Raw genomic sequence first — 22105 nt, 5'->3', positions numbered from 1 at the left:
CGTCGCTACCCGAGAGCGACGGGCAGGTCGTGGTTCGACCACTGGGACCACGAGCCCGGGAACAGGGCACCCGGCATGCCGGCCAGGGCGAGCGCCACCAGGTTGTGCGCAGCGGTCACCCCCGAACCGCAGTAGCTCGCCACCGGAACTCCGTCGCGCACCCCGGCATCGAGGAAGCGCTGACGCAGTTCGGCGCTCATGAGGAAGCGCCCGTCGGCGTCGAGATTCTCCCCGGTAGGGGTGTTCAGCGCGCCGGGGATATGGCCGGCGCGGGGGTCGACGGGCTCCTCCTCGCCGAGGTATCGCTCCGGGGCGCGGGCATCGAGGAGCGCGCCGCCCGCCGCGACGAACGGCGCCACCTCGGCCAGCTCGAGAACCGGCAGCCGACCGGGGTCGAGCACCACGTCACCCGGCTCGGGGCGAACATCGCCGGTCTCGAGCGGGTAGCCCGCCGACTGCCAGGCGGGCAGGGCTCCGTCGAGCAGGCGGACGTCTTCGAATCCGTGGGAGCGGAGCAGCCACCATGCGCGAGCCGAGGCCAGATTGCCCCAGCCGTCGTAGACGACGACGGCATCCTGCTTCCGCACGCCCCAGCGCCGCGCGGCGTCCTGCAGCGCGCCCGGTTCGGGTAGGGGATGCCGGCCGTGCTGAAGGCTCAGCCGCTGCGACAGCTCGGTGTCGAGGTCCACGTAGACGGCTCCCGGGATGTGCCCCGCCGTGTAGTCGGGCCGCCCGTCGGGCCGGGGGAGGGTCCACCGCACGTCGAGCAGGCGGGTGCGGGGCGCATCCGCGGGGAGCAGGGTCTCACGCTCCAGCTGTTCGGCGAGCTCCTGGGCGGTGATGAGGATCTGCGCGCGAGTCGTCATGGCTATGGACTCTATCGCGTCCGCCTCTAGAGTCCTCCGTCGATGCGGATCACCTGGCCGGTGAGGTAGGCGGATCCCGGGTCCAGGAGGAAGCGCACGAGCGGGACGACGTCCGCGGCGGTGCCGACTCGGCCCAGCGCATTGCGGACCTCCGCATTGGCATCCGGGCGCTCCGACATGCGGCGCAGCAGACGTCCGGTCGCGATCGGCCCGGGCGCCAGGCAGTTCACGCGAATGCCCTCGGGGCCGAGGTCGCGGGCCAGGTACCGCGTGTAGTGGGCTACGGCTGCTTTCGCGACGCCGTAGTGAGCGTAGCCGCCGTGAGCGGTCGGTTCGACCCCGTTCAGCGATGACATCGTGACGATCGCGCCGCCCGGGGCACTGGGAGCCCGCAACAGGTCGAGGCAGGCCTGCACCGTGTGCACGGTGCCGAAGAGGTTCCGCTCCAGCATCTCGTGGAGGTCGGCCACGCCAACTCTCGCGGCCCGGTTGCCGTCGAGCTCGCCGCTCCCGCCCCCGGCGTTGCACACGAGGCCGTCGAGGCCGCCCCAGCGCTGCGCGAGCTCCCCGGCGGCGGCCGCGAGCGCAGCGGGGTCGGTCACGCTCGCCTCGAAGCCGATGGCATCGGACCCGAGTGCGCGGAGCGCGTCGACGACGGGCTGCGCGAACGGCTCCTCGGGAAACTCCCGGTACGCCTCGAGGTCCCGGTCGATGACCGCGACATCCCAGCCGGACGCCGCGAGATCCTCCGCGAACGCGCGCCCGAGCCCCCGCGCGCCGCCCGTCACGAGGACGCGCCGCCGATCGGTGCCGGTCACGGGCGGACCCCGGTCGCCTCCGCGATCGCGAGCGCGGCCACCGACCGCAGCGCCTCGGCGAGGAGCTCGAGCGCCCGCTCGGTCTCCGCCGCCGTGATCGTCATGGGCGGAGTGACGCGCAGCACGTTCCCGTACAGGCCGCCGCGCCCGATCAGCAGCCCGAGCGCTCGGGCGCGCTCCACCGCGGCGATTGCGAGCCCGGGCGCGGGCTCAGTCGTGCCGGGGGCGACGAGTTCGACGCCGATCATGAGCCCCGCCCCGCGCACCTCGGCCACGACTTCGGGGATCTCGGCGGCGATCGCGCGGAGTCCCTCCCGCAGTCGGACCCCGGTCCGGTCGGCGTGCGCGATCAGATCGTGATCCTCGATGTAGTCGAGGGTGGCATTCGCGGCGGCCATGGCCACGGGATTGCCGCCCGCGGTCGAGATGCTGTGGGCCGGGAGGCTGTGCATGATCTCGGATTCCGCCACGACGGCGCCGATCGCGAGTCCGTTCGCGAGGCCCTTCGCGAGCGTCATGATCTGTGGCACGACGCCGTGGGCGTGGATCCCGTACGGCCCGCGCCCCGTGCGTCCCCAGGCGGTCTGAACCTCGTCGGAGATGAGCGGGATGCCGTAGTCGTCGAGCACCTCCTTCGTGCGCGCGAAGAACCCTGCCGGCGGTTCCGCGAACCCTCCTGCGCCCTGCACCGGCTCGACGAGCATGCCGGCGATCCGCCCGCTCGTGCTCGTCTCGATGATGGTGCGCATCTCGTCGATGCACGAGTCGACGAAGCGCGCGTCGTCGAGTTCCCGGAACGGGCTGCGGAGACGGTATCCGCTGTGCAGGTAGCTCACCTGCAGCGGGCTGAAGCCGGTGGCCGACCATGCCCGAATCCCCGTCGTCGCGACGGTTCCGAAGCTGCGCCCGTGATAGCTGCCGCGCAGCGCGAGCACCTGGTTGCTCGAGGCGTGGGCTGTCGCGATGAGCAGGGCCGTTTCGACGGCCTCGGTGCCGGAGTTCACGAAGAAGACCCGGGGGTCGCGCATCCGACTGGCGGACGCGAGGCGCTCGGCGAGGCGTACCTGCCCGCTCAGCAGGTAGAGCGTGGAGGAGTGCAGGATCCGCTCGGACTGCCGGCGGATCGCCTCGGTGATCTCGGGGATCCCATGGCCGACCATGGTCGCGAGCAGTCCTCCGAAACAGTCGAGGTACTCGCGGCCGTCGCTGCCGTGCACGGTCCGGCCGCTGCCGGAGACGAGTTCGAGCGGTTCGTCGTAGTAGAGCGATAGCCACTCGGGCATCACGGCGGCGTGGCGCTCGCGAAGGGTGCGTGATTCGGCGATGGGCGGGGCGGGGCGGTCGTTCGTCATGCGCTCACGGTAGGGCGGGCGCGGCAGGCACGGACGGCGGAGGGACCTATATTTCAGATAATCGAAATCTTTCTTCGAAGTATCGAACGGGGCACGTGCGGCCCTGAGGATGATCCAGGAACCAGAGAGGTGAACGCAGCATGACAACAGTGGAACAGCGCGGGCTCGACGCCGAGCTCGCCGCGCGCGGCGATGAACTCGCCGAGCTCCTCGCCGCGTCCGTGAGGACGCCGAGCGCGACGGGAGCCGAGCGCGCCGTGTGCGATTTCTACGCCGAGTGGATGCGCGCGCACGGCTGGGAGGCCGAGGTGCAGCCGCTCGCGGGTACGCCGTTCGCCGCCGACGAGGAGACGGTCGGGGATCGCGCGAACGTCATCGGGTATCCGTTCGGAAGACCGGCCCCCTCGGATCGGGTGATCGTGCTCAACGGCCACATCGACGTCGTGCCGGAAGGGGACCTCGCCGCCTGGGAGCACCCGCCCTTCGCAGGAGTCCGGGAGGGAGGGCGCGTGCACGGCCGCGGCACGGTCGACATGAAGGGCGGGATCGCCGCGGCACTGATCGCACTCGACGTGCTCAGGGACGACCCGGGCCGCGTGAGCCACGTGCCCGTGGTGCACCTCGTCATCGGCGAGGAACGGAGCGGCGTCGGCACTCGTCTCGCGCTTGCGCTCGCCGCCGAGCCGCCGGCAGCCGCGGTCGTGCTCGAACCGACGGGGAACGCCCTCGTCACGGTCTGCACGGGGCTCCAATTCTTCCGACTCGAGGCCTCGGGTGCGGCCGCCCACTCCTCGGCGCCCTGGGAGGGCATCGACGCGCTCGAGCGCCTGCTCAGGCTCCGGGACGCACTCATCGCCACCGCCGCCGACCGATCCGCCCGCTTCGCGCACCCGCGCTTCGCCGATGTTCCGACGGGCATCCCGTTCACCATCGGCCTCCTCTCGGCAGGCGAGTACCAGGCGGCCGTCCCCGAACACGCGAGCCTCACGGGGCGGATCGGCCTGATGCCCGGCGAGGCGCCGGGAGCGGCCCGCGATGCCTTCGCCGCGGCGCTTGCCGCGGCGGTTGGCGACGACCCTCACGAAGCCGCTCACCCTCACCGGCTGAGCTGGCTCGGCGAGCCCTACCCGGGGTGGGAGACACCCGAATCGAGCGACCTGGTGCGCGCCTTCGTGCGCGGGATCGCGGCCGTCGAAGGCGAGGCGGAACTCCGCGGCTTCACTGCAGGGAACGACGCCGGGCAGTACGCGGCCCTGGGCGTCCCGACGCTCGTCTTCGGTCCGGGTGACACTGCGCTCGCGCACACGCCGGGTGAGTCCGTCGCCGAGACGGACCTCCTGCACGCGGCGCGCTCGCTGGCTCTTGCACTGCGGGAGCTCCCGTGAGCGAGCCGAAGCAGGAGATCCTCACGACGCTGAGCCGGGGTATGGCGGTGTTCGAGCACATCGTGACCGCGGGCCGAGTCACCGCGAAGCAGATCGCAGCCGACCGCGGGCTCTCGCTGGGCGTCTGCTACCACGTGCTGCGCACACTCGAGGCCGACGGTTACGTGATCCGCGGCAGCGGCGGGGTGTACGAACTCGGACCGCACGGCTTCGCGCTCGGTCGGGGCCTCCAGCGTCACTCGGAGATCGCGCCGGAGCTCGCGGTCATCCTGACGCGCCTCTTCAACGCGACGGCCGAGACGGCGTTCATCGCCGAGTGGACGGGGGGCGCGGTGCTGCTGCGCCACTTCCTCACGAGCAATCAGACCCTCAGCGTCGGCGGACTCGAGGTCGGCTATACCGGCGACATGCACGCCAGGGCCTCGTGCAAGTCGATCCTCGCCCACCTACCTGTCGAGCAGGTGGAAACGCTCTTCTCAGGGGTGCCGCTGCAGCGCCTCACACCGCGCACCGTCACCGATCTCGACGGTCTGCTCATGGAGCTGACCCGCGTGCGGGCCCAGGGATACGCCGTGGACGAGGAAGAGTTCGTCGAGGGCATGCGGTGCGTGTCGGCTCCGTACTTCACGCCGGACGGCGCCCCGGCCGGTTCATTCACCGTGTCGGCGCCCACCGAGCGGTTCGAGCGCAAGCGGCTGCGGCTCGTCGCCGGGGTCGGGGAAGCCGCCCATCTCGCGAGCGCGTTGCTGGCCTCCGGTCGGCTCCGCGCGCCCGACGCCGCAACGGAGGCCGCACCTGCGGCCGCAGACAGGAAGGAGACCGCATGAACCGCACGGAGGCGCTGGTCGCGTCGCTCGAGGTGATGCACCGGATTCGAGAGACCGAGGAGATGATCACCCGACTCCGGACTCGGGAGGACATCGTCGGATCGGTGCACCTCTGCAATGGACAGGAAGCGATCTATGCAGGCGCGACCGGTGCGCTCGACCTGCGATGCGACGCGGTGTTTCCGACCTATCGCGGACACGGCTGGGCGATCGCCTGCGGCGTGCCGCCCGAGGCCGTACTCGCCGAACTGCTCGGACGCGCGACCGGGATCAGCGGCGGCCGCGGAGGCTCGGCCTACTTCACCGCACCCGCCTACGGCATGTACGGCGAGAACTCGATCGTGGGTGCCGGCGCCCCCATCGCGTGCGGTGCCGCCCTGGCCGGCCGCTTCGACGGGAGCGGTCGTGTCGCCCTCGCCGCATTCGGCGAGGGTGCTATGAACCAGGGTGCTGTCCACGAGGCCATGAACTTCGCCTCGGCCATGACCCTGCCCGTGATCTTCCTCGTCGAGAACAACACCTACTCCGAACTCACTCCGACGCGCAGCATGGTCCGCAACGACCAGTTCTTCCGCCGCGCGGCGGCCTACGGAATGACCGGCGTGCGCCTCGACGGGAACGACCCGGAGGCGGTGCGGGATGCCGTGCAGGAAGCCGTGGACCGGTGCCGGAACGGTGCGGGTCCCGTGCTCCTCGAGGCTATGACGCAGCGCATCGTCGGCCACTACATCGGAGATGTCCAGCACTACCGGCCCCCGGGCGAGCTCGATGCCGCGCTCGCGGCGGAGCCGATCGCCCGGGCGGAGCGAGTGGCCCGGGCCGCCGGAGTCGGGGACGCCGACCTCGCGGCCCTGCGGCAGCGGGTGGTCGAGGAGATCGACCGCGCCGCCGAGGCCGCGCTCGCCGCCCCGCTCGCAGATCCCGCCACCGTTGAGGAGCACGTCTATGCCTGAGATCATCGAAAAGACCCTGTCGTACGCGGAGAGCGTCAACGCCGCGCTGGCGCGGGCATTCGAGGAGCGCCCGGAGACCCTGCTCTTCGGCGAGGACGTGGCGATTCCCGGCGGCGTGTTCGGCGTCACCAAGGGCCTGCGCCGAAAGTTCGGGGAGCGGGTGTTCGACACCCCGATTTCGGAGTCGGCGATCCTCGGCGGGGCCGTCGGCTCCGCGATGTTCGGGCGACGCCCGATCGTCGAGATCATGTGGGCGGACTTCACCCTCGTGGCCTTCGACCAGATCGTCAACCAGGCGGCGAACGTGCGATACGTGTCCGGAGGTGCGCTCGCGGCGCCGCTCACGGTCCGCACCCAGCAGGGCAACGCCCCGGGCGCCTGCGCGCAGCACTCGCAGTCCCTCGAAGCGCTCTTCGCCCATATCCCCGGCCTGCGCGTGTGCATGCCCACGACCCACCAGGACGCCTACGACCTGCTGCTCAGCGCGATCTGGAGCGACGACCCGACGATCGTCATCGAGAACCGCACGCTCTACCACGGCGCGAAACAGCCCGTGAGCATCGGAGGGCCGGTGCAGGCGGTCGGCGGAGCCGGGCTGCGCCGTTCCGGATCCGACCTCACCGTCGTCACCTGGGGCGCCATGCAGCGCCGGGCGCTCGCCGCGGCGGAGCGCGCCGCGGCCGAGGGGATCGATGTCGAGGTGATCGACGCACGATGGATCCGCCCGCTCGACCTCGAGAGCATCATCGCGAGCGTGCAGCGCACCGGACGACTGCTGGTGGTGCACGAGGCGCACACCACGGGCGGGGTGGGCGCTGAAGTGGTCGCCCGAGTCGTCGAGAGCGGAGTCGAGCTCAGCTCGCCGCCCGTGCGGCTCGGCGCGCTGGAGACCCGCATCCCCGCAGCGGTCCAGCTGGCGGCTCGCGTACTGCCGGGGGACGACGACATCCTCGGCGCGATCCGGCGGGTCGCGCACGACGTGCCGTCCGGCCGAGTCGAGGCGATGCCGGCGGGTGCGCGATGAGCGCCGCGCCGCTGGCCATGCCGGTCTTCGCCCCGCTGTTCACGCCGGGCACCGAACGCGTCGAAGTGCGCTGGCTGACGGTGGAAGCGCCCGTCGCCCCCGCTATCGCGGCGCGGTGCCTGCCCGCGGGGCTCGATGTGCCCGCCGCACCGACCGTGGGGCTCTGGATCGCCGAGTTCATCGGGGCCGAGTTCCACTCGCCCGGCGGGGTCGAGCGCCGACCCGACTACCTGCAGGGCGGTGTCTCGCTGCGCTGCGCGGGGTACGGCGGCGGGCCCGACGGCGCGTACGCCATCGAGACCTTCGTCGAGGGGCTCAACCACGGCATCCTCGGCCGGGAGCTCTTCGGGCTGCCGAAGAAGCAGGCCGCCGCGGTCCGCCTCGAGGAGCGCGGTGACGCCGTCGTGTTCGCCATCGTCTCTGCGCTCGGGGATGAGCTTGTCTCGGGTGAAGCGGCACTCTCGCACGACCCGGCGGCGCCGGGTACCGTGCCGGCGCCCGCCTGGTTCGAGCGCCACTGCACAGTGAAGGCGATCCCCAGCGCGGAGGGCGTCGGCTACGACGTGTGCAAGCTCGCCGAGATCCCCTGGAGCATGACCGCGGACTCACCCCCGCGCACCGGTCCTGCGCGGTTCGCGTGGGGCGAGAGCGAGGCCGACCCGCTGCACGTCTTCGCCCCGACCGGGCCGGCCTCGGCGAGCTACGGCCGTGCCGTGCTCGACATCGGCTTCGGCCGCTACCTGTCCGAGGCGGTTCCGCCCGAGCCGCTCGGCCGGCCGAGCTGGACCCCGGCGGCGTCCCGCCCATCCCACCCCCAGATCTGACCCAGTACAGCGTCACCACACAGCAAAGGAGCTCACGATGACTGTCACCCAGCACCGATCCGCCCAAGAGAAGAGACTCGAACCGTCGCAGATGCGCGCGATCGTCGCGGCCTGCATCGGCAACTTCCTCGAGTGGTACGAATTCGTGCTGTACGGCTACTTCGCCGCGGTGTTCGCGGCGCTGTTCTTCCCCCAGGAGGATCCGGCCGTCGCACTGCTCACCACCTTCCTCGTCTTCGGCGTCAGCTTCATCATCCGGCCGCTCGGCGGAGTGCTGTTCGGCCTGGTGGGTGACCGGCTCGGGCGAAAAGCCGCCCTCTCGGCCATCATCCTCATGATCTCGATCGCGACGGCGCTCATGGGCCTCGTGCCGCCCTACGCCAGCATCGGGGTGCTCGCACCGATCCTCATCTTCCTCCTGCGCCTCGTGCAGGGGCTCTCCGCCGGCGGCGAGTGGATGGGCGCCGTCACCTACATCATCGAGACTGCTCCGGCGAGCAAGCGCGCCTGGTACGGCAGCTTCCAGACCATCACCATCGTGCTCGGCATGTTCGTGGCGGCCCTCACCTCGCTGCTCATCACGACCTCGATGAGCCCCGAGGCCGTGCTCGCCTGGGGCTGGCGGATCCCATTCCTCGTCGCGCTGCCGCTCGGCCTGATCGGACTGTACATGCGACTGCGCCTCGCCGACCCCGCTGAGTTCACCGAGGCGAAGGCCGAGGCCGAGCAGGGCGCGGAGACCGCCCGGTCGCCGCTCACTCGCGTACTCCGGGAGCACTGGCGCTCCGTGCTGCTGGTCGCGGGCCTCGTCGCCTCGCCGACCATGTGCACCTATGTGCTGCTCGTCTGGGGTCCCACCTTCTTCGCGGGACAGCTCGGATACACCGACGCCGAAGCGCGCAACATCGGGCTCGTCTCGATGCTCGTGCTCGTCGCGCTGGTGCTGGCGTTCGCCAAGGCGTGCGACCGCATCGGGCGCCGCCCGTTCATCCGCTGGGGAGCAGCGCTCGTGATCGTCGCCACGCCGATCGGGTTCCTCCTGCTGCACACGCAGCTGGTCGGCCTCGCCATCCTCGGGATCGGGCTCATCCTCATCGGCGATGCCATGATGCTGGCCGCCCAGCCGGCGCTCTTCGCCGAGCTCTTCCCGACGGCGCAGCGCTACAGCGGCCTTGCCGTCGGCTACAACCTCGGTGTCGTGCTCTTCGGCGGGCTCGGCCCGCTCGTGGCTCAGGCACTGGTGACCGCGACCGGGTCGAGCTGGTCGCCCTCCTGGTATCTCGTGGGCGGCGCGGTCATCAGCCTCGTCGCGGCTCTCTTCACGCCGGAGACGAAGCACGCCGAGCTCCGCACCGGTGCGATCCGGGTGGCGTCGGAGTGACCGGCGGGGACGACGGCACCATGCTCGCCCTCGTGCACGGCGGGGCCCCGGGCCTCGACGGCCTGCGGGTGGCACGGACACCTGCGCCTGAGGCCGGAGCCGGGCAGGTGCTCGTGGCAGTCGAGTACGCCGGCCTCAACCGGCACGAGCTGTTCACCGCGCTGCGGCGCGACGGCGCCGAGTCGCCGCAGATCCTCGGTGCCGACGCCGTGGGGCGGGTAGTCGCCGTGGGGCCGGGCCAAGGCCCCGGCAGGCCGGCCGTCGGTGACCGGGTCCTGCTCGACCCGACGCTGAACTGGTCCGAGCGCGCTGCCGTGCCGGAGCATCCGGACATACTCGGCGGGCGCGTCCCCGGCACCTTCGCGGAGTTCGTCGCCGTACCGGGCGCGAACGCGCATGTCGTGCCGGAGCACCTCACGGGCCCCGAGGCCGGGGCGCTCGGACTCGGGGCCGTCACCGCCTATCGTGCGCTGTTCAGCGTCGGCGAGCTGCGCGCGGGGGAGCACGTGCTCATCCCCGGCATCGGCAGCGGGGTCGGGCTGCTCGCCCTCGACCTGGCCCGCGCGGCCGGGGCGAGCGTCACCGTGACGAGCCGGAGCGCCGCGAAACGCGCCTTCGCCGTGGCGCGCGGTGCGACGGCGGCGATCCCGAGCGACGGTCTCGAGGGCGCCGGGCTCGCGCCTGTCGACCTCGTGGTCGACACCGTCGGCGCCGCGAGCGTGCCCGCCGCGCTCCGCAGTCTGCGCCCCGGCGGGCGGCTCGTGACGCTCGGCGCGACCACGGGAGCCGACATCGAGCTGTCGCTGCGCGAGCTCTTCTTCCGGCAGGTGAGCCTTCGCGGCACCTCCGTGGGCAGCGCGGAGGAGTTCGGCACCATGCTCGGGTTCGTCCGCGCGCACGAGATCCGGCCCGTCATCGACGCGGTGCACCCCCTCGCCGAGGCGCCCGCCGCCATGCGGGCGAGCGCCGACGGCACGACCCTCGGCAAGACCGTGTTTCGGATGCCCGGAACCCCATCGCGGGAAGGAACGCACGCATGATCGTCACCGGAGGCGACCCGGAGTCGCTCGCCGCGCCCATCGGGCCGTTTCGGCACTACACCGTCGTACCGGACGAGCACCGGCTCGTCTACCTCTCGGGGCAGGTGGGGCAGGACCGCCACGGCGCGCTCGTGCCCGGGGGCTGCGCCGGGCAGACGGCTCAGGTCTTCCGCAACCTGGAGCTGCTGCTCACCGAAGTCGGGGCGACCCCGGCGCACATCGTGAAGCTCTTCACGATCGTCGCGGGCACAGGCAGTTTCCGGGAGTTCGCCGGAGCGCGGACGGAGGTCTTCGCCCGGTGGTACCCGGACGGGGCCTACCCCGCCCACTCCGCGTTCGTCGCGGCGGAGCTCGCATCCCCCGAGATTCTCGTCGAGATCGAGGCCGTCGTCGCGGTGCCGCGATGATGCCCGAGGAGTTCCGCGGAGTGTTCCCGGCGCTCGAGCGCTGGGCCTGGCTCGACACCCCGGGATCGGCACCGGCGGCCGCGCCGATCTCCGCGGCCCTGCGCCGTGCGCTTGACGAACAGCTGTCCGGAGAATTCGACTGGGGCGAGTGGGACGCGGCCGCGGACCGGGCCAGAGCGCGGTTCGCGGCCTGGTGCGGGGTACCCGAGTCCTCCGTCGCCACCGTCGGCTCGTTGGCCGAAGCTGCGGCCACGGTCGCGCGGTTCCGGCCAGACGGCGTCGCGCTCCTCGGAGCCGACGAGTTCCAGAGCCTGCTGCTGCCGTTCCTCGCCGAGGCCGACCGCGACCCGCGGCGCCCGGTCGAGCTCGCCGAGCCCGTGCCGGGCAGGAGCCGGAGCGAGGGCCTCCTCGACCGGCTCCGGCCGGGGGTGTCGCTCGTCGCCGTGTCGGAGACGACGACCCGCGACGGGGAGCGCATTGACCTCGCGGCCCTGCGGGCCCGGGCGAGCGAGGTCGGCGCCGAGTTCTTCGTCAACGGGACGCAGAGCCTCGGGGCGCTCCGCTCGCCGATCCCGGAAGCAGCGCCCGATTACTTCGCCGTGCACGGCTACAAGTGGATGCTCGCGCCGCGCGGCGCGGCCTGGCTCGTCGCCGGCCCGGGCGCGGCGGCGGCGGGCCTCGCATCGATCGCCCCCGGTTGGAAGACGGCCGACGGCGCCGATGGTCTGTTCGGCGGACGCCCGAGGCGGTCCGGCGGGCTCGCGCGCTGCGACACCTCGCAGGCGTGGCTGCCGTGGATCGGCGCGGAGGCTGCGCTGGGGATCCTGACCGCACTCGACCCGTTCGCGATCGAATCCCGAGCCCTCGCGCTCGCCGATCACTTCGAGCAGGAGGCCGTCGGGCTCGGGGCCGTTCCCGTGCGCGCGGGGCGGCCGTCCCACATCCGGGTGGTGCGGGTGGCCGACCCCGACCGGGTCGCCGCCGACCTCGTCGCCGCCGACGTGCGGGCCAGGGTAACGGGAGACCGCCTGCGGATCGGCGTGCACGGCTTCAACGACGAGGCCGACATCGAGCGCACGCTCGCCGCGATGCGGGCGGGCGCCTAGCCCCTCGCAGCCGGGCGGGCCACGACAGGGCCTGACGCAGCAGCCACGTCCTCCACGACACCGAGCGCGAGGTACGCCTGGCCTTGCCGCACCTCGGCCGGGGTGCGGCACAGAGCTCTCGCGGACGGGAGCGCGTCGCACTTTCCGCCGCCGGGCGCTCGCGCGTATGGTGGGGCCATGAGAATCGCGATCGCCGGAGGGACGGGAGCCGTCGGCACGCACACCGTGCGCGCGGCCGAGCGGGCGGGGCACGAGGTCGTCGTGCTGTCCCGCCGCAGCGGAGTGGACCTGGTGGCGGGCCGTGGGCTCGACCTCAGCGGCGTCGACGCCGTGATCGACGTGTCGGGCACCTCGACCACATCGGCGGCCCGAGCGCAGGGCTTCTTCGAGGCGGTCACCTCGACGCTGCATCGGGCCGAGCGCGAGGCGAACGTCGGTCACCACGTCGCACTGTCGATCGTCGGGGCCGCAGCGGCGCCGCACGGATACTATGCGGGGAAGGCGGCGCAGGAGCGCGCGGTCGCGGCTGGGCCGGTTCCCTGGACGATCCTGCGCGCCACCCAGTTCTTCGAGTTCGCGGAGCAGGTCGCGGTTCCGCTCGGTGCCTGGCGCATCGTACCCGCCATGCGCTCGCAGCCGGTCGCCGCGGCCTCGGTCGGAGCTCGGCTCGTGCGATTGGCGGAGCAGGGGCCCGTCGGTGACGCTCCTGATCTCGCGGGCCCTCGGGAGATGCGCATGGCCGAGCTGCTGCGTGCGGTCTCGGCCGCGCGCGGCCGAGCAGCGCGGGTCATCGAGCTGCCGCTTCCCGGCGGCTTCGGGCGCGCGCTGCGCGACGGGGCGGTGCTGCCGGGGCCGGAAGCGCAGATCGACCCGGTGACCGTCGAGGAGTGGCTGGGGGAGACCCTGTCGGGGGAGGAGGGGGAACGATGAGCGGGATCACACCGTACCTGCTGTTCCCCGGGAACGCGGAGGAAGCACTGGGGTTCTATCGCTCGGTGTTCGGCGGTGAGCTGCGCTTCAACACCTTCCGCGAGTTCGGGCGCGCCGATGGTCCCGCCGATGCGATCGCCCACGGCGTGCTCACCGGGCCGGTGCCGCTCTACGGCGCTGACGCCGGAGCCGATGAGGACGCCGTGCATCTGAGCGGCATGTTCCTCGCTCTGCTGGGGACGGCGGAGCCCGCGATCCTCCACGAATGGTTCGATGCGCTCGGCTCGGACGGGCGTGTGCTCGAGCCCCTGGATCCGCGGGCCTGGGGCGCCGCAGACGGCCAGCTGATCGATCGCTACGGAGTGCGCTGGCTCGTCGGATACGAGGGGGCCGTCGAGACGGGCGAGCGCTACGCGCCCCGGGCGGCTTGAGCGGCCTCAGCCCTTCTGCAGCGCCTCCGCGAGCATGACGATGATGCCGCTCGGGCCGCGGACGTAGCACAGCTTGTAGACGTCCTCGTAGGTGGCCACGCCGCGAAGCGGGTGGCATCCGTGCCGCGCGGCGATCTCGAGAGCCTCGTCGATGTCGTCGACGGAGAAGGCGACGCGGTGCATGCCGATCTCGTTGGGGCGCGTGGGCCTCGTCTCGATCGCCTCGGGGTGGAGGTACTCGAAGAGCTCCAGGCGGCCGTGGCCGTCCGGCGTCTGGAGCATCGCGATCCTGGCGCGGTTGCCGTCGAGGCCGACGGCCGTATCGGCCCACACGCCGCTCACCGTGTCGCGGCCGAGGACCGTGAGGCCGAGGTCGGTGAAGAAGGCGATCGCGGCCTCGATGTCGCGAACGGCGATGCCGACGTTCTCGAGTGCGATGCTCATGCGTCCTCCGCTCCGAGGCGACCTGCAGTCGGCAACGTTTCTCGGGGAGCTTCGGCGCCGTCCTGCTGCGGGGCCGGCGGGTGCAGGCCCCGGACCCCATTCTGCGCGCATCGGGGCCGAGGAGCAAGGTCAGGGCGTCGATGCGGGGCACCCCTTGCCGAGCGGCGCACGCGGGCGGATACTGAGGGGAGCCGCACCGTCCCGGGCAGAGGAGGCCGCCGTGCAGAAGATCGTGACCAACATCTGGTGCAATCGCAATGCGGAGGAGGTCGGCGCCTACTACGCAGCGGTCTTCCCGGGTGCCACGTCGACCCTCGAGTCCCGATACCCCGAGACCGGGCTGCTCGACTTCCAGCAGGACCTCGCAGGCGCCCCCCAGACGGTGGCCGTCGAGATCCCGGGCGGTGAGGGTTCGACCCGACTCACGCTCATCAACGCCGGGGACGAGTTCCGGCCGAACTCGAGCATCTCGCTCATGCTGAACTTCGACCCGCTCATGTTCGATGGCAGTGCCGAGGCTGCGCGGGATCGGCTCGACCTCGTGTGGCGGGCGCTCTCCGACGGCGGAACCGTGCTCATGCCGCTCGGCGAGTACCCGTTCAGCCCCCGCTACGGCTGGGTCGAGGATCGCTTCGGGGTGAGCTGGCAGCTCATGCTTACGGACCCCGACGGGGATCCCCGGCCCTTCGTGATCCCGTCGCTCATGTTCTCCGGCGCGGTGCAGAACCTGGCGAACGAGGCGATCGACTTCTACGTGTCGGTGTTCGAGGACGCCGAGGCTGGAGGCCGCTATCCGTACGGCGAGCCGACCGGGCCCGCGACGCCCGAGGCGCTGATGTTCGGCGAGTTCCGGATCGGCGAGCAGTGGTTCGCGGTGATGGACTCCGCCGTGGAACAGGACGCGCCGTTCACCTGCGGCGTGTCGCTCGAGGTGCTGTGCGCGGATCAGACTGAGATCGACCGCCTGTGGGAGGCGCTCTCGGCCGTGCCCGAGGCGGAGCAGTGCGGCTGGCTCGCCGATCGTTTCGGCGTCAGCTGGCAGATCGTGCCGGCGAACATGGGAGAGCTCATGGAGCACCCGGGTGCCTTCGAGCGCATGATGCCGATGAAGAAGATCGTCATCGCCGAACTCTGAGCGGCGACCGGGGCGCCGTGCTCACCCGGGGATCGCGGCCCGCCGGGTGAACACGCGCGCCCACGGGGTATCGGTGATGACCGATCCGACCTTGATCCCGATGCAGAGGCTCACGAAGGTGGCGGGAGCCGTCGCGAGCGCCTCCCCGCTCGACGCGGTGATCGCGACGAGCCCGACGGTGCCGGGGACCAGCAGCAGGAACGCCGGCTGGAACGTGATGGCCGCGGGCACGGAGAATCCCGAGCGCTCGAGCAGTCTGGCCGCGGCGAAGAGCACCGCTGCCGACACACCCGTGGCGACGATGCTGCCCACGTGCGGCGTCAGGATCGAGAGCACGGCGTAGGTGCAGGTCATCACGACGACGGCGAGTGCGGTCAGTCGCGACCCCGAGCCGAGCGCCAGACTGATGCCGATCGCCACGCCGACCACGCCGACCCACGCCGCCCACTGCGGCGGGAGAGCAGTCCAGGTGCCGTGCGCGTGGCCGAGTGCGGCCGCATCGCCGACGAGCGAGGCGGATCCCGGATCGATGCGCAGGCCGGTGGGGGCGCCTCCGGCGAGGATCCCGAGCACCATGAACCCCAGCACGATGAGGCCGTAGACCAGGCGGGACGCACCCGTCACGATGTCGTTCGCGGTGAGTTCGAGCAGTGCGTTCGTGATGAGCGCGCCGGGGACGAGGATGGCGATCGGGGCGCAGACCGCGAAGAGCGGTACGGGACCGAGGTCGGCCCAGGCTGCGACGGCGCCGACGAGGAGCGTCGACAGGAAGGTCGCGACGAAGGGGAGGATGGCGGCCGCGGGGCGGCTGCGGCTCATGAGCCGTATGACCGCTCCGACCGCGCAGCCGACGAGCGCCGCGAGCAGGATCGCCCACCACGGGCAGCGGAACACGGTCGCGAGCCCGGCGGCGATCAGCACGCAGCCGCCGATCCATCCGAGGGTCCCGTGCGGAGCCGGGTGGTCCCGGATCCGGCGCGCCTCCCCGGCGACCTCGGCGAGGTCGCGCTCGCCCGAGGCGAGCGCGTGCGAGAACCGCACCGCGCGTGCGGCCTGCCTGACGGGCAGCTCCGATTGCCCGATGCTGCCCATGGCGACGGGTCCGGTGCCGCGCGCCCTGCTGACGAACACGGTGTCCGCGAGCACCTCGAAGCTCAGCGGTTCATCCGGCGCTGCGGTGCGGCGCACGGTCTCGAGCTCGTCCCGCACATCGGTGACGGAGAGCCCCGCCTCGAGCAGCAGCATGCCCAGCTCGACGAACGCCGCGTCGTGGCCCGACGATTCGCGCTCCGCATTCTGCTCAGTGGGCATGCTCTCATGCTAGCGATGACGCCCGGCTTCCGTCGCCCTGAGCCGACGGGATCGCTCAGTTCGAGTTCGCGGTTGTTTGTATACGAAATAGATGAATTATTGGCAATCTCTTGCTTCCATCGCTGATTATGTATACGCTAGCGTGCGATGAGGAGGTAGCATGAGGGCGAGCGACCGCGCGTACGCAACGCTGCTGGACGGGATCCAGAGCGGCGAGATGCCTCCCGGATCCGTCGTCGGCGAGGTCGAGCAGGCGGAGCGCCTCGGCGTGAGCCGCACCCCCATGCGCGAGGCGATCGGCCGGCTGGTCGCGGACGGGCTGGTGCGTCAGCAATCCCCGCGGGTGCTGGTGGTATCGGGCTTCGACGCCGATGATATCCGCGAGCTCTTCGAGGCGCGGCGCGCGCTCGAGGAGACCGCAGCGCGGATCGCCGCCGAGCGCGGCGATCGGCAGCTGTTCGCCGCACTCGCCGCCGCGTTCGATGCGGCTCACCCCGAGACCGGAGACGTGGCCGCCGACGAGTACTACGCGCTCATCTCACGGTTCGATGCGGCCGTCGACGCCGCGGTCGACAACACCTACCTCACGAGCGCGCTGCGCACGATCCGCACCCACCTGGTGCGCGCCCGCAGACTCGCCCGCGACAACCGATCCCGGTTGCGCGCCTCCGTCTCCGAGCACGCGCTCATCGCCGAGGCCATCGCCCGCGGCGACGCCGAACTCGCCGCGCACGCCACCCACGTGCACCTGCACAACGCACTCGCCTCGATCCTGAGCTCCATCGCGGACTCGGGCCGGGGCTCCCCGTCGCCCACCCCGGAAGGACCGCAATGACCGTCACCCATCACGTCCGCGTCTACAAGAGCGAAGAGGAGCTGCCCCGCGAGCAGCAGCTCGCCTGGAAGATCGCCGAGGTCGCGACCGACCCGGTCGAGGTCGAGCCCGAGGTCGTCGACATGATCATCAACAGGATCATCGACAACGCCTCCGTCGCCGCAGCCTCCCTGAACCGCGGCCCGATCGTCGCGGCCCGCGCGCAGGCGCTCTCGCACCCGGTCTCGACCGGTGGGTCGGGATCCTCGATCTTCGGCCTCGCGTCGTCGGGGGCCGAGGCGCAGCAGTCGAGCCCGGAGTGGGCGGCCTGGGCCAACGGCGTGGCCGTGCGCGAGCTCGACTACCACGACACCTTCCTCGCGGCCGAGTACTCGCACCCCGGAGACAACATTCCGCCGATCCTCGCCGTCGCGCAGCACGTCGGAACCGACGGCCGCGCGCTCGTGCGCGGCATCGCGACCGGCTACGAGATCCAGATGGACCTCGTGCGCTCGATCTGCCTGCACAAGCACAAGATCGACCACGTCGCCCACATCGGCCCCTCGGCCGCGGCCGGTATCGGCACGCTGCTCGGCCTCGACGCCGAGACCATCTACCAGGCCGTCGGTCAGGGCCTCCACACCACCACCGCGACGCGGCAGAGCCGCAAGGGCGAGATCTCGACCTGGAAGGCCCACGCCCCGGCCTTCGCGGGCAAGATGGCCGTCGAGGCCGTCGACCGCGCCATGCGCGGCCAGACCTCGCCGAGCCCCATCTACGAGGGGGAGGACGGCGTGATCGCCTGGATGCTCGACGGCCCCGACGCCTCCTACGACGTGCCCCTGCCCGCGAAGGGCGAGGCGAAGCGCGCGATCCTCGACAGCTACACCAAGGAGCACTCGGCCGAGTACCAGGCGCAGGCCTGGATCGACCTCGCCCGCAAGCTGCACCACGAGCGGCCGGAACTCGCCGATCCCGCGAACATCACCGCCATCGTGCTGCACACGAGCCACCACACCCACTACGTGATCGGCTCGGGCGCGAACGACCCGCAGAAGTACGACCCGCAGGCGTCGCGCGAGACCCTCGATCACTCGATCCCGTACATCTTCGCGGTGGCGCTGCAGGACGGCGGCTGGCACCACGTCGACTCCTACGCCCCGGAACGCGCGGGCCGCGCCGACACGGTCGCGCTGTGGCACAGGATCACCACCGCCGAGGACGCGGAGTGGACCCGCCGCTACCACTCCGAGGACCCCGACGAGAAGGCCTTCGGCGGCCGCGTCGAGATCGAGCTCGCGAACGGCGAGAGGATCGTCGAGGAGATCGCGGTGGCCGACGCCCACCCGCTGGGCGCCCGCCCCTTCGCGCGGGAGAACTACATCGCGAAGTTCCGCCTGCTCGCGGAGCCCGTGCTCGAGCCCGCCGAGATCGAGCGCTTCCTCGAGCTCGTGCAGCGCCTGCCCGAGCTCACGGCCGACGAGGTGCGCGAGCTGAACATCGTGGCCGCGCCCGGCGTGATCGACCTCGCAGCCGCCCCGAAGGGGCTGTTCTAGCGCACCGTGATCCCGCGCGTCCGGCCGTGATCCCGCGCGTCCCCGACCGTCATTCTGCGCGCAGTCGCAGAATCTACCCGTTCGAAACCGAGATCCTGCGATCCGCTGGCGCGGCCGCAGGATGACGAAGAAAAGGTGACCCACATGCTCTACAGCAAGACCACCCCCGCCGAGAAGCGGCGCCTGTTCCGCGAGCGGCTCGCGAGCGGCGAGCTGCTGCGGTTCCCGGGGGCCTTCAACCCGCTGAGCGCGCGCCTCATCGAGCGCAAGGGCTTCGACGGCGTCTACATCTCGGGCGCGGTGCTCTCGGCCGACCTGGGCCTGCCCGATATCGGCCTGACCACGCTCACCGAGGTGGCCGGTCGTGCGCAGCAGATCGCGCGCATGACCGAGCTGCCCGCGATCGTCGACGCCGACACCGGCTTCGGCGAGCCCATGAACGTGGCGCGCACGATCCAGACGCTCGAGGACGCCGGGCTCGCGGGCGCGCACATCGAGGACCAGATCAACCCGAAGCGCTGCGGCCACCTCGACGGCAAGGCCGTGGTGGACGAGTCGACCGCGATCAAGCGCATCCGCGCCGCCGCCGACGCCCGCCGCGATCCCGACTTCCTCATCATGGCGCGCACCGACATCGCGGCCGTCGACGGCCTGGAGGCGGCGAAGGATCGCGCGAAGGCGCTCGTCGACGCCGGCGCCGACGCGATCTTCCCCGAGGCGATGCGCTCGCTGGAGGAGTTCGCCGCGATCCGGGCCGCGGTCGACGTGCCGATCCTCGCCAACATGACCGAGTTCGGCAAGAGCGAGCTCTTCTCGTCGCAGCAGCTCGCCGACATCGGCGTCAACATTGTGATCTGGCCGGTGTCGATGCTGCGGATCGCGATGGGGGCGACCGGGCGCGCGCTCGACACGCTGAACGAGGAGGGGCACCTCACCTCCAAGCTCGGCGAGATGCAGCACCGCGCCGACCTCTACGACCTCATCGACTACGAGGACTACAACCACTTCGACACGAGCGTCTTCAACTTCGAGGTCGCGCGCTAGACATCACATCTCAAGAAGACCGAACGAGCACGCCAGCCGATCGTTCTTCCGCTGATCGAGCGAGGCGGAGCCGAGTCGAGATCACCGCAGTACCGGGTTTCGACTCGCTGCGCTCGCTCAACCAGCCGCATCGACTCGGTCGGACAATCCAGACCCGGCCCCCGGCTCGTCTCCGCCCGCTTCGAGCCGGGGGCCGTACCATCGCAGCAAGCGTCATCAGCAAGGGAGCGAACATGACAGAGAACGAGATCAGGAAGGGCCTCGCGGGGGTCGTCGTCGACTACACCGCCGTTTCGAAGGTCAATCCCGAGACGAACAGCCTGCTCTACCGCGGCTATCCGGTGCAGGAGCTCGCCGCGACCCAGCCCTTCGAGGCCGTCGCCTACCTGCTCTGGAACGGCGAGCTGCCGAACCCCGAGCAACTGGCCGAGTTGCGGACGCTCGAGCGCGCGCACCGCGCCCTGCCGGCGAACGTCAAGGCCGCCATCGACCTGCTCCCGCTCGAGTCGCACCCGATGGACGAGGTGCGCACCGCCGCGAGCGTCATCGGGGCCTCCGATACCGCGGGCGGGGGATCGGTGCTCGACGCCTCGGGCAGCCCGGAGGAGAACCTGGCGCGCTCCATCCGCCTCTACGCCGCGCTGCCGGCGATCGTGGCGTACGGTCAGCGCCGCCGCCGCGGACAGGGGGTCGTGGAGCCTTGCGACGATCTCGACTACTCGGCGAACTTCCTGTGGATGACCTTCGGCGAGGAGCCGGACGAGGTGGTCGTCGACGCGTTCAACCGCTCGATGATCCTCTACGCCGAGCACTCCTTCAACGCCTCGACCTTCACCGCGCGCGTCGTCACCTCGACGCTCTCCGACCTCTACTCGGCGGTCGTCGCCGCCATCGGCGCGCTCAAGGGCCCGCTGCACGGCGGCGCGAACGAGGCCGTGCTGCACATCATGAACGAGATCGGATCCGCGGAGCACGTCGTGCCCTGGCTCGACGAGGCGCTCGCCGAGAAGCGCAAGATCATGGGCTTCGGGCACCGGGTGTACAAGAAGGGCGACTCGCGCGTGCCCACCATGAAGGCGGCGCTCGACACGCTGGTCGAGCACTACGACCGGCCCGAGGTGGCCGCGCTGTACACGGCGCTCGAGAGCGAGTTCGTGGCGCGCAAGGGCATCTACCCCAACCTCGACTACCCGTCGGGCCCCGCCTACAACCTCATCGGCTTCGACACGCTCACCTTCACACCCCTGTTCATCGCGTCGCGCGTGACGGGATGGACGGCCCACATCATGGAGCAGGCGGCGTCGAACGCGCTGATCCGCCCCCTCTCGGCCTACAACGGCCCCGATGAGCGCCACGTCGAGGGATACGTGCCCGACGCGACCGCGCTCGCCACGGCGGAGCGCGAGGCGGAGGCCGAGTAGTCGGTGTTCTCCGTCCGGATCACCCGTGCGGTCGTTCGCCGGAGCGGGGAGCGACCCTGCGAGTGATCCGGTCCCGGCCGACGGCGGTCCGAGACGGGCCGCGCGGGGCGCGGGAATCGGGCAGCCGACGGGTCGGCACGATAGCGTGGGATCCGGATCCGCACCCGTCGACGGAGGAGCAGCGATGACCGAGTACACCAGCATCTTGACCGAGACGCGCGGCCGCGTCGCGACCATCACCCTGAACCGGCCCGAGGCGCTGAACGCGCTGAACTCGGCGCTCGTGACCGAGCTCATCGAGGCGGCGCTGGCGTTCGACGCCGATCCCGGGATCGGCGCGATCCTGCTCACGGGCTCGGAGAAGGCCTTCGCGGCCGGCGCCGACATCAAGGAGATGGCCGAGCGGTCCTACGCCGACATGTACCTGGGCGGGCCCTTCCCCGGCTGGGGCGGGTTCGAGCGCATGCGCACGCCGGTGATCGCAGCCGTCTCGGGCTTCGCGCTGGGCGGCGGCTGCGAGCTGGCCATGATGTGCGACATCATCATCGCGGCCGACACGGCCAAGTTCGGGCAGCCGGAGATCAACCTCGGTGTGCTCCCGGGATTCGGGGGATCGCAGCGCCTGCCGCGCGCGATCGGCAAGTACAAGGCGGCCGAGATGATCCTCACCGGCCGCATGATGGGGGCCGAGGAGGCGGAGCGCAGCGGGCTCGTGTCGCGCGTCGTACCCGCCGCGGAGCTGCTCGCCGAGGCCGCGAAGACGGCCGAGACGATCGCGTCGAAGTCGCTTCCCGCGGTGTATGCCGCGAAGGATGCGCTGCAGGCCGCGCAGGAGATGCCGCTCGCCGAGGGGCTGCGATTCGAGCGCCAGGCCTTCGCCGCCGCGTTCGCGACCGACGATCAGAAGGAAGGGATGCGCGCCTTCGCCGAGAAGCGCGCTCCCGGGTTCACGCACCGGTAATCACGGGACCCCGGTCTCGGGCTCCGGGCGCCCCTCGCCGGCCCAGGGAGATCCTCGGCCCTGCAGAAGATATGG

The 22105-nt window shown here is 71.4% G+C and carries 22 protein-coding genes; 17 read left to right on the top strand and 5 right to left on the bottom strand.

From position 1 onward, the window contains the following. Positions 1-5: 5 nt before the first annotated feature. The 3 genes from AMS65_RS07585 to AMS65_RS07575 are packed head-to-tail and all read right to left on the bottom strand — an operon-like array spanning position 6 to position 3036. The gene (locus AMS65_RS07585; protein WP_053383552.1) at positions 6-866 is read right to left on the bottom strand and encodes a sulfurtransferase; all 861 of its coding nucleotides are present in this window, start codon (positions 864-866) and stop codon (positions 6-8) included. Positions 867-892: 26 nt separating this feature from the next. Next, positions 893-1684 carry an SDR family NAD(P)-dependent oxidoreductase gene (locus AMS65_RS07580; RefSeq protein ID WP_053383551.1) on the bottom strand — a complete coding sequence of 264 codons (792 nt, stop codon included), beginning with the start codon at positions 1682-1684 and terminating at the stop codon, positions 893-895. Then, positions 1681-3036, bottom strand: a complete 1356-nt coding sequence (locus tag AMS65_RS07575; protein ID WP_053383550.1) for an aspartate aminotransferase family protein — start codon at positions 3034-3036, stop codon at positions 1681-1683. Before AMS65_RS07575 ends, AMS65_RS07580 begins: the two co-directional genes overlap by 4 nt. Positions 3037-3176: 140 nt before the next feature. Between AMS65_RS07575 and AMS65_RS07570 the strand changes: the two genes are divergently transcribed. From AMS65_RS07570 to AMS65_RS07520, 11 genes are all read left to right on the top strand, one after another. After that, complete coding sequence (locus tag AMS65_RS07570) at positions 3177-4421, top strand: M20 family metallopeptidase (protein WP_075200899.1); 1245 nt, start codon at positions 3177-3179, stop codon at positions 4419-4421. After that, positions 4418-5248 carry an IclR family transcriptional regulator gene (locus tag AMS65_RS07565; protein WP_053383548.1) on the top strand — a complete coding sequence of 277 codons (831 nt, stop codon included), beginning with the start codon at positions 4418-4420 and terminating at the stop codon, positions 5246-5248. The genes AMS65_RS07570 and AMS65_RS07565 overlap by 4 nt, the downstream gene beginning before the upstream one ends. Then, the gene (locus AMS65_RS07560) at positions 5245-6201 is read left to right on the top strand and encodes a thiamine pyrophosphate-dependent dehydrogenase E1 component subunit alpha (RefSeq protein ID WP_053383547.1); all 957 of its coding nucleotides are present in this window, start codon (positions 5245-5247) and stop codon (positions 6199-6201) included. The genes AMS65_RS07565 and AMS65_RS07560 overlap by 4 nt, the downstream gene beginning before the upstream one ends. Further along, positions 6194-7225: an alpha-ketoacid dehydrogenase subunit beta gene (locus AMS65_RS07555; RefSeq protein WP_053383546.1), complete on the top strand. Its 1032-nt coding sequence runs from the start codon at positions 6194-6196 to the stop codon at positions 7223-7225. Before AMS65_RS07560 ends, AMS65_RS07555 begins: the two co-directional genes overlap by 8 nt. Further along, positions 7222-8049, top strand: a complete 828-nt coding sequence (locus tag AMS65_RS07550; protein ID WP_206541976.1) for an acetoacetate decarboxylase family protein — start codon at positions 7222-7224, stop codon at positions 8047-8049. Before AMS65_RS07555 ends, AMS65_RS07550 begins: the two co-directional genes overlap by 4 nt. A gap of 37 nt (positions 8050-8086) precedes the next feature. Then, complete coding sequence (locus tag AMS65_RS07545; protein ID WP_053383545.1) at positions 8087-9430, top strand: MFS transporter; 1344 nt, start codon at positions 8087-8089, stop codon at positions 9428-9430. Then, a complete protein-coding gene (locus tag AMS65_RS07540; RefSeq protein WP_206541975.1) occupies positions 9427-10470 on the top strand; it encodes a quinone oxidoreductase family protein in 1044 nt (347 codons plus the stop codon). Before AMS65_RS07545 ends, AMS65_RS07540 begins: the two co-directional genes overlap by 4 nt. Next, positions 10467-10877: a RidA family protein gene (locus AMS65_RS07535; RefSeq protein WP_053383544.1), complete on the top strand. Its 411-nt coding sequence runs from the start codon at positions 10467-10469 to the stop codon at positions 10875-10877. The genes AMS65_RS07540 and AMS65_RS07535 overlap by 4 nt, the downstream gene beginning before the upstream one ends. After that, entirely contained in the window at positions 10874-11983 is a 1110-nt protein-coding gene (locus tag AMS65_RS07530) for an aminotransferase class V-fold PLP-dependent enzyme (RefSeq protein ID WP_053383543.1), read from the top strand. Before AMS65_RS07535 ends, AMS65_RS07530 begins: the two co-directional genes overlap by 4 nt. Before the next feature lie 177 nt (positions 11984-12160). Next, the gene (locus AMS65_RS07525; RefSeq protein ID WP_053383542.1) at positions 12161-12913 is read left to right on the top strand and encodes an SDR family oxidoreductase; all 753 of its coding nucleotides are present in this window, start codon (positions 12161-12163) and stop codon (positions 12911-12913) included. Further along, entirely contained in the window at positions 12910-13344 is a 435-nt protein-coding gene (locus AMS65_RS07520) for a VOC family protein (RefSeq protein WP_053383541.1), read from the top strand. The genes AMS65_RS07525 and AMS65_RS07520 overlap by 4 nt, the downstream gene beginning before the upstream one ends. 6 nt (positions 13345-13350) lie before the next feature. Here the strand turns inward: AMS65_RS07520 and AMS65_RS07515 are convergent, their stop codons facing one another. Next, positions 13351-13788, bottom strand: coding sequence for a VOC family protein (locus AMS65_RS07515; RefSeq protein ID WP_053383540.1), 438 nt, complete (start codon positions 13786-13788; stop codon positions 13351-13353). Between the two features lie 220 nt (positions 13789-14008). Here AMS65_RS07515 and AMS65_RS07510 point away from each other — a divergent pair, with 220 nt between their 5' ends. Continuing rightward, complete coding sequence (locus AMS65_RS07510) at positions 14009-14923, top strand: VOC family protein (RefSeq protein ID WP_053383539.1); 915 nt, start codon at positions 14009-14011, stop codon at positions 14921-14923. Positions 14924-14944: 21 nt separating this feature from the next. Here AMS65_RS07510 and AMS65_RS07505 read toward each other — a convergent pair whose 3' ends face one another. After that, complete coding sequence (locus AMS65_RS07505; RefSeq protein ID WP_053383538.1) at positions 14945-16234, bottom strand: threonine/serine exporter family protein; 1290 nt, start codon at positions 16232-16234, stop codon at positions 14945-14947. Between the two features lie 160 nt (positions 16235-16394). Here AMS65_RS07505 and AMS65_RS07500 point away from each other — a divergent pair, with 160 nt between their 5' ends. The 5 genes from AMS65_RS07500 to AMS65_RS07480 all read left to right on the top strand — a co-directional run bounded on the left by AMS65_RS07500 (position 16395) and on the right by AMS65_RS07480 (position 22030). Next, positions 16395-17069: a GntR family transcriptional regulator gene (locus AMS65_RS07500; protein WP_053383537.1), complete on the top strand. Its 675-nt coding sequence runs from the start codon at positions 16395-16397 to the stop codon at positions 17067-17069. Then, on the top strand, positions 17066-18604 hold the full coding sequence (locus AMS65_RS07495) for an MmgE/PrpD family protein (protein ID WP_053383536.1): 1539 nt from the start codon (positions 17066-17068) through the stop codon (positions 18602-18604). Before AMS65_RS07500 ends, AMS65_RS07495 begins: the two co-directional genes overlap by 4 nt. A 144-nt stretch (positions 18605-18748) precedes the next feature. Beyond that, positions 18749-19648, top strand: a complete 900-nt coding sequence (gene prpB, locus AMS65_RS07490) for a methylisocitrate lyase (protein ID WP_053383535.1) — start codon at positions 18749-18751, stop codon at positions 19646-19648. A gap of 233 nt (positions 19649-19881) precedes the next feature. Beyond that, entirely contained in the window at positions 19882-21069 is a 1188-nt protein-coding gene (locus AMS65_RS07485) for a bifunctional 2-methylcitrate synthase/citrate synthase (protein WP_053383534.1), read from the top strand. A gap of 184 nt (positions 21070-21253) precedes the next feature. After that, positions 21254-22030, top strand: coding sequence for an enoyl-CoA hydratase (locus AMS65_RS07480; protein WP_053383533.1), 777 nt, complete (start codon positions 21254-21256; stop codon positions 22028-22030). Positions 22031-22105 lie beyond the last annotated feature (75 nt).

This window comes from Leucobacter celer subsp. astrifaciens (genome assembly GCF_001273835.1).
Classification (GTDB): Bacteria; Actinomycetota; Actinomycetes; order Actinomycetales; family Microbacteriaceae; genus Leucobacter; species Leucobacter celer.
This window is presented reverse-complemented; position numbering and strand designations above follow the sequence as displayed.

What these genes read in the sequence shown, in the direction of transcription:
- AMS65_RS07515 (WP_053383540.1), bottom strand. Translation starts at nt 13,788, where the DNA reads ATGAGCATCGCACTCGAGAACGTCGGCATCGCCGTTCGCGACATCGAG.
- AMS65_RS07495 (WP_053383536.1), top strand. Translation starts at nt 17,066, where the DNA reads ATGACCGTCACCCATCACGTCCGCGTCTACAAGAGCGAAGAGGAGCTG.
- prpB (WP_053383535.1), top strand. Translation starts at nt 18,749, where the DNA reads ATGCTCTACAGCAAGACCACCCCCGCCGAGAAGCGGCGCCTGTTCCGC.
- AMS65_RS07545 (WP_053383545.1), top strand. Translation starts at nt 8,087, where the DNA reads ATGACTGTCACCCAGCACCGATCCGCCCAAGAGAAGAGACTCGAACCG.
- AMS65_RS07575 (WP_053383550.1), bottom strand. Translation starts at nt 3,036, where the DNA reads ATGACGAACGACCGCCCCGCCCCGCCCATCGCCGAATCACGCACCCTT.
- AMS65_RS07480 (WP_053383533.1), top strand. Translation starts at nt 21,254, where the DNA reads ATGACCGAGTACACCAGCATCTTGACCGAGACGCGCGGCCGCGTCGCG.
- AMS65_RS07520 (WP_053383541.1), top strand. Translation starts at nt 12,910, where the DNA reads ATGAGCGGGATCACACCGTACCTGCTGTTCCCCGGGAACGCGGAGGAA.
- AMS65_RS07555 (WP_053383546.1), top strand. Translation starts at nt 6,194, where the DNA reads ATGCCTGAGATCATCGAAAAGACCCTGTCGTACGCGGAGAGCGTCAAC.
- AMS65_RS07560 (WP_053383547.1), top strand. Translation starts at nt 5,245, where the DNA reads ATGAACCGCACGGAGGCGCTGGTCGCGTCGCTCGAGGTGATGCACCGG.
- AMS65_RS07570 (WP_075200899.1), top strand. Translation starts at nt 3,177, where the DNA reads ATGACAACAGTGGAACAGCGCGGGCTCGACGCCGAGCTCGCCGCGCGC.
- AMS65_RS07535 (WP_053383544.1), top strand. Translation starts at nt 10,467, where the DNA reads ATGATCGTCACCGGAGGCGACCCGGAGTCGCTCGCCGCGCCCATCGGG.
- AMS65_RS07550 (WP_206541976.1), top strand. Translation starts at nt 7,222, where the DNA reads ATGAGCGCCGCGCCGCTGGCCATGCCGGTCTTCGCCCCGCTGTTCACG.
- AMS65_RS07485 (WP_053383534.1), top strand. Translation starts at nt 19,882, where the DNA reads ATGACAGAGAACGAGATCAGGAAGGGCCTCGCGGGGGTCGTCGTCGAC.
- AMS65_RS07500 (WP_053383537.1), top strand. Translation starts at nt 16,395, where the DNA reads ATGAGGGCGAGCGACCGCGCGTACGCAACGCTGCTGGACGGGATCCAG.
- AMS65_RS07505 (WP_053383538.1), bottom strand. Translation starts at nt 16,234, where the DNA reads ATGCCCACTGAGCAGAATGCGGAGCGCGAATCGTCGGGCCACGACGCG.
- AMS65_RS07585 (WP_053383552.1), bottom strand. Translation starts at nt 866, where the DNA reads ATGACGACTCGCGCGCAGATCCTCATCACCGCCCAGGAGCTCGCCGAA.
- AMS65_RS07530 (WP_053383543.1), top strand. Translation starts at nt 10,874, where the DNA reads ATGATGCCCGAGGAGTTCCGCGGAGTGTTCCCGGCGCTCGAGCGCTGG.
- AMS65_RS07525 (WP_053383542.1), top strand. Translation starts at nt 12,161, where the DNA reads ATGAGAATCGCGATCGCCGGAGGGACGGGAGCCGTCGGCACGCACACC.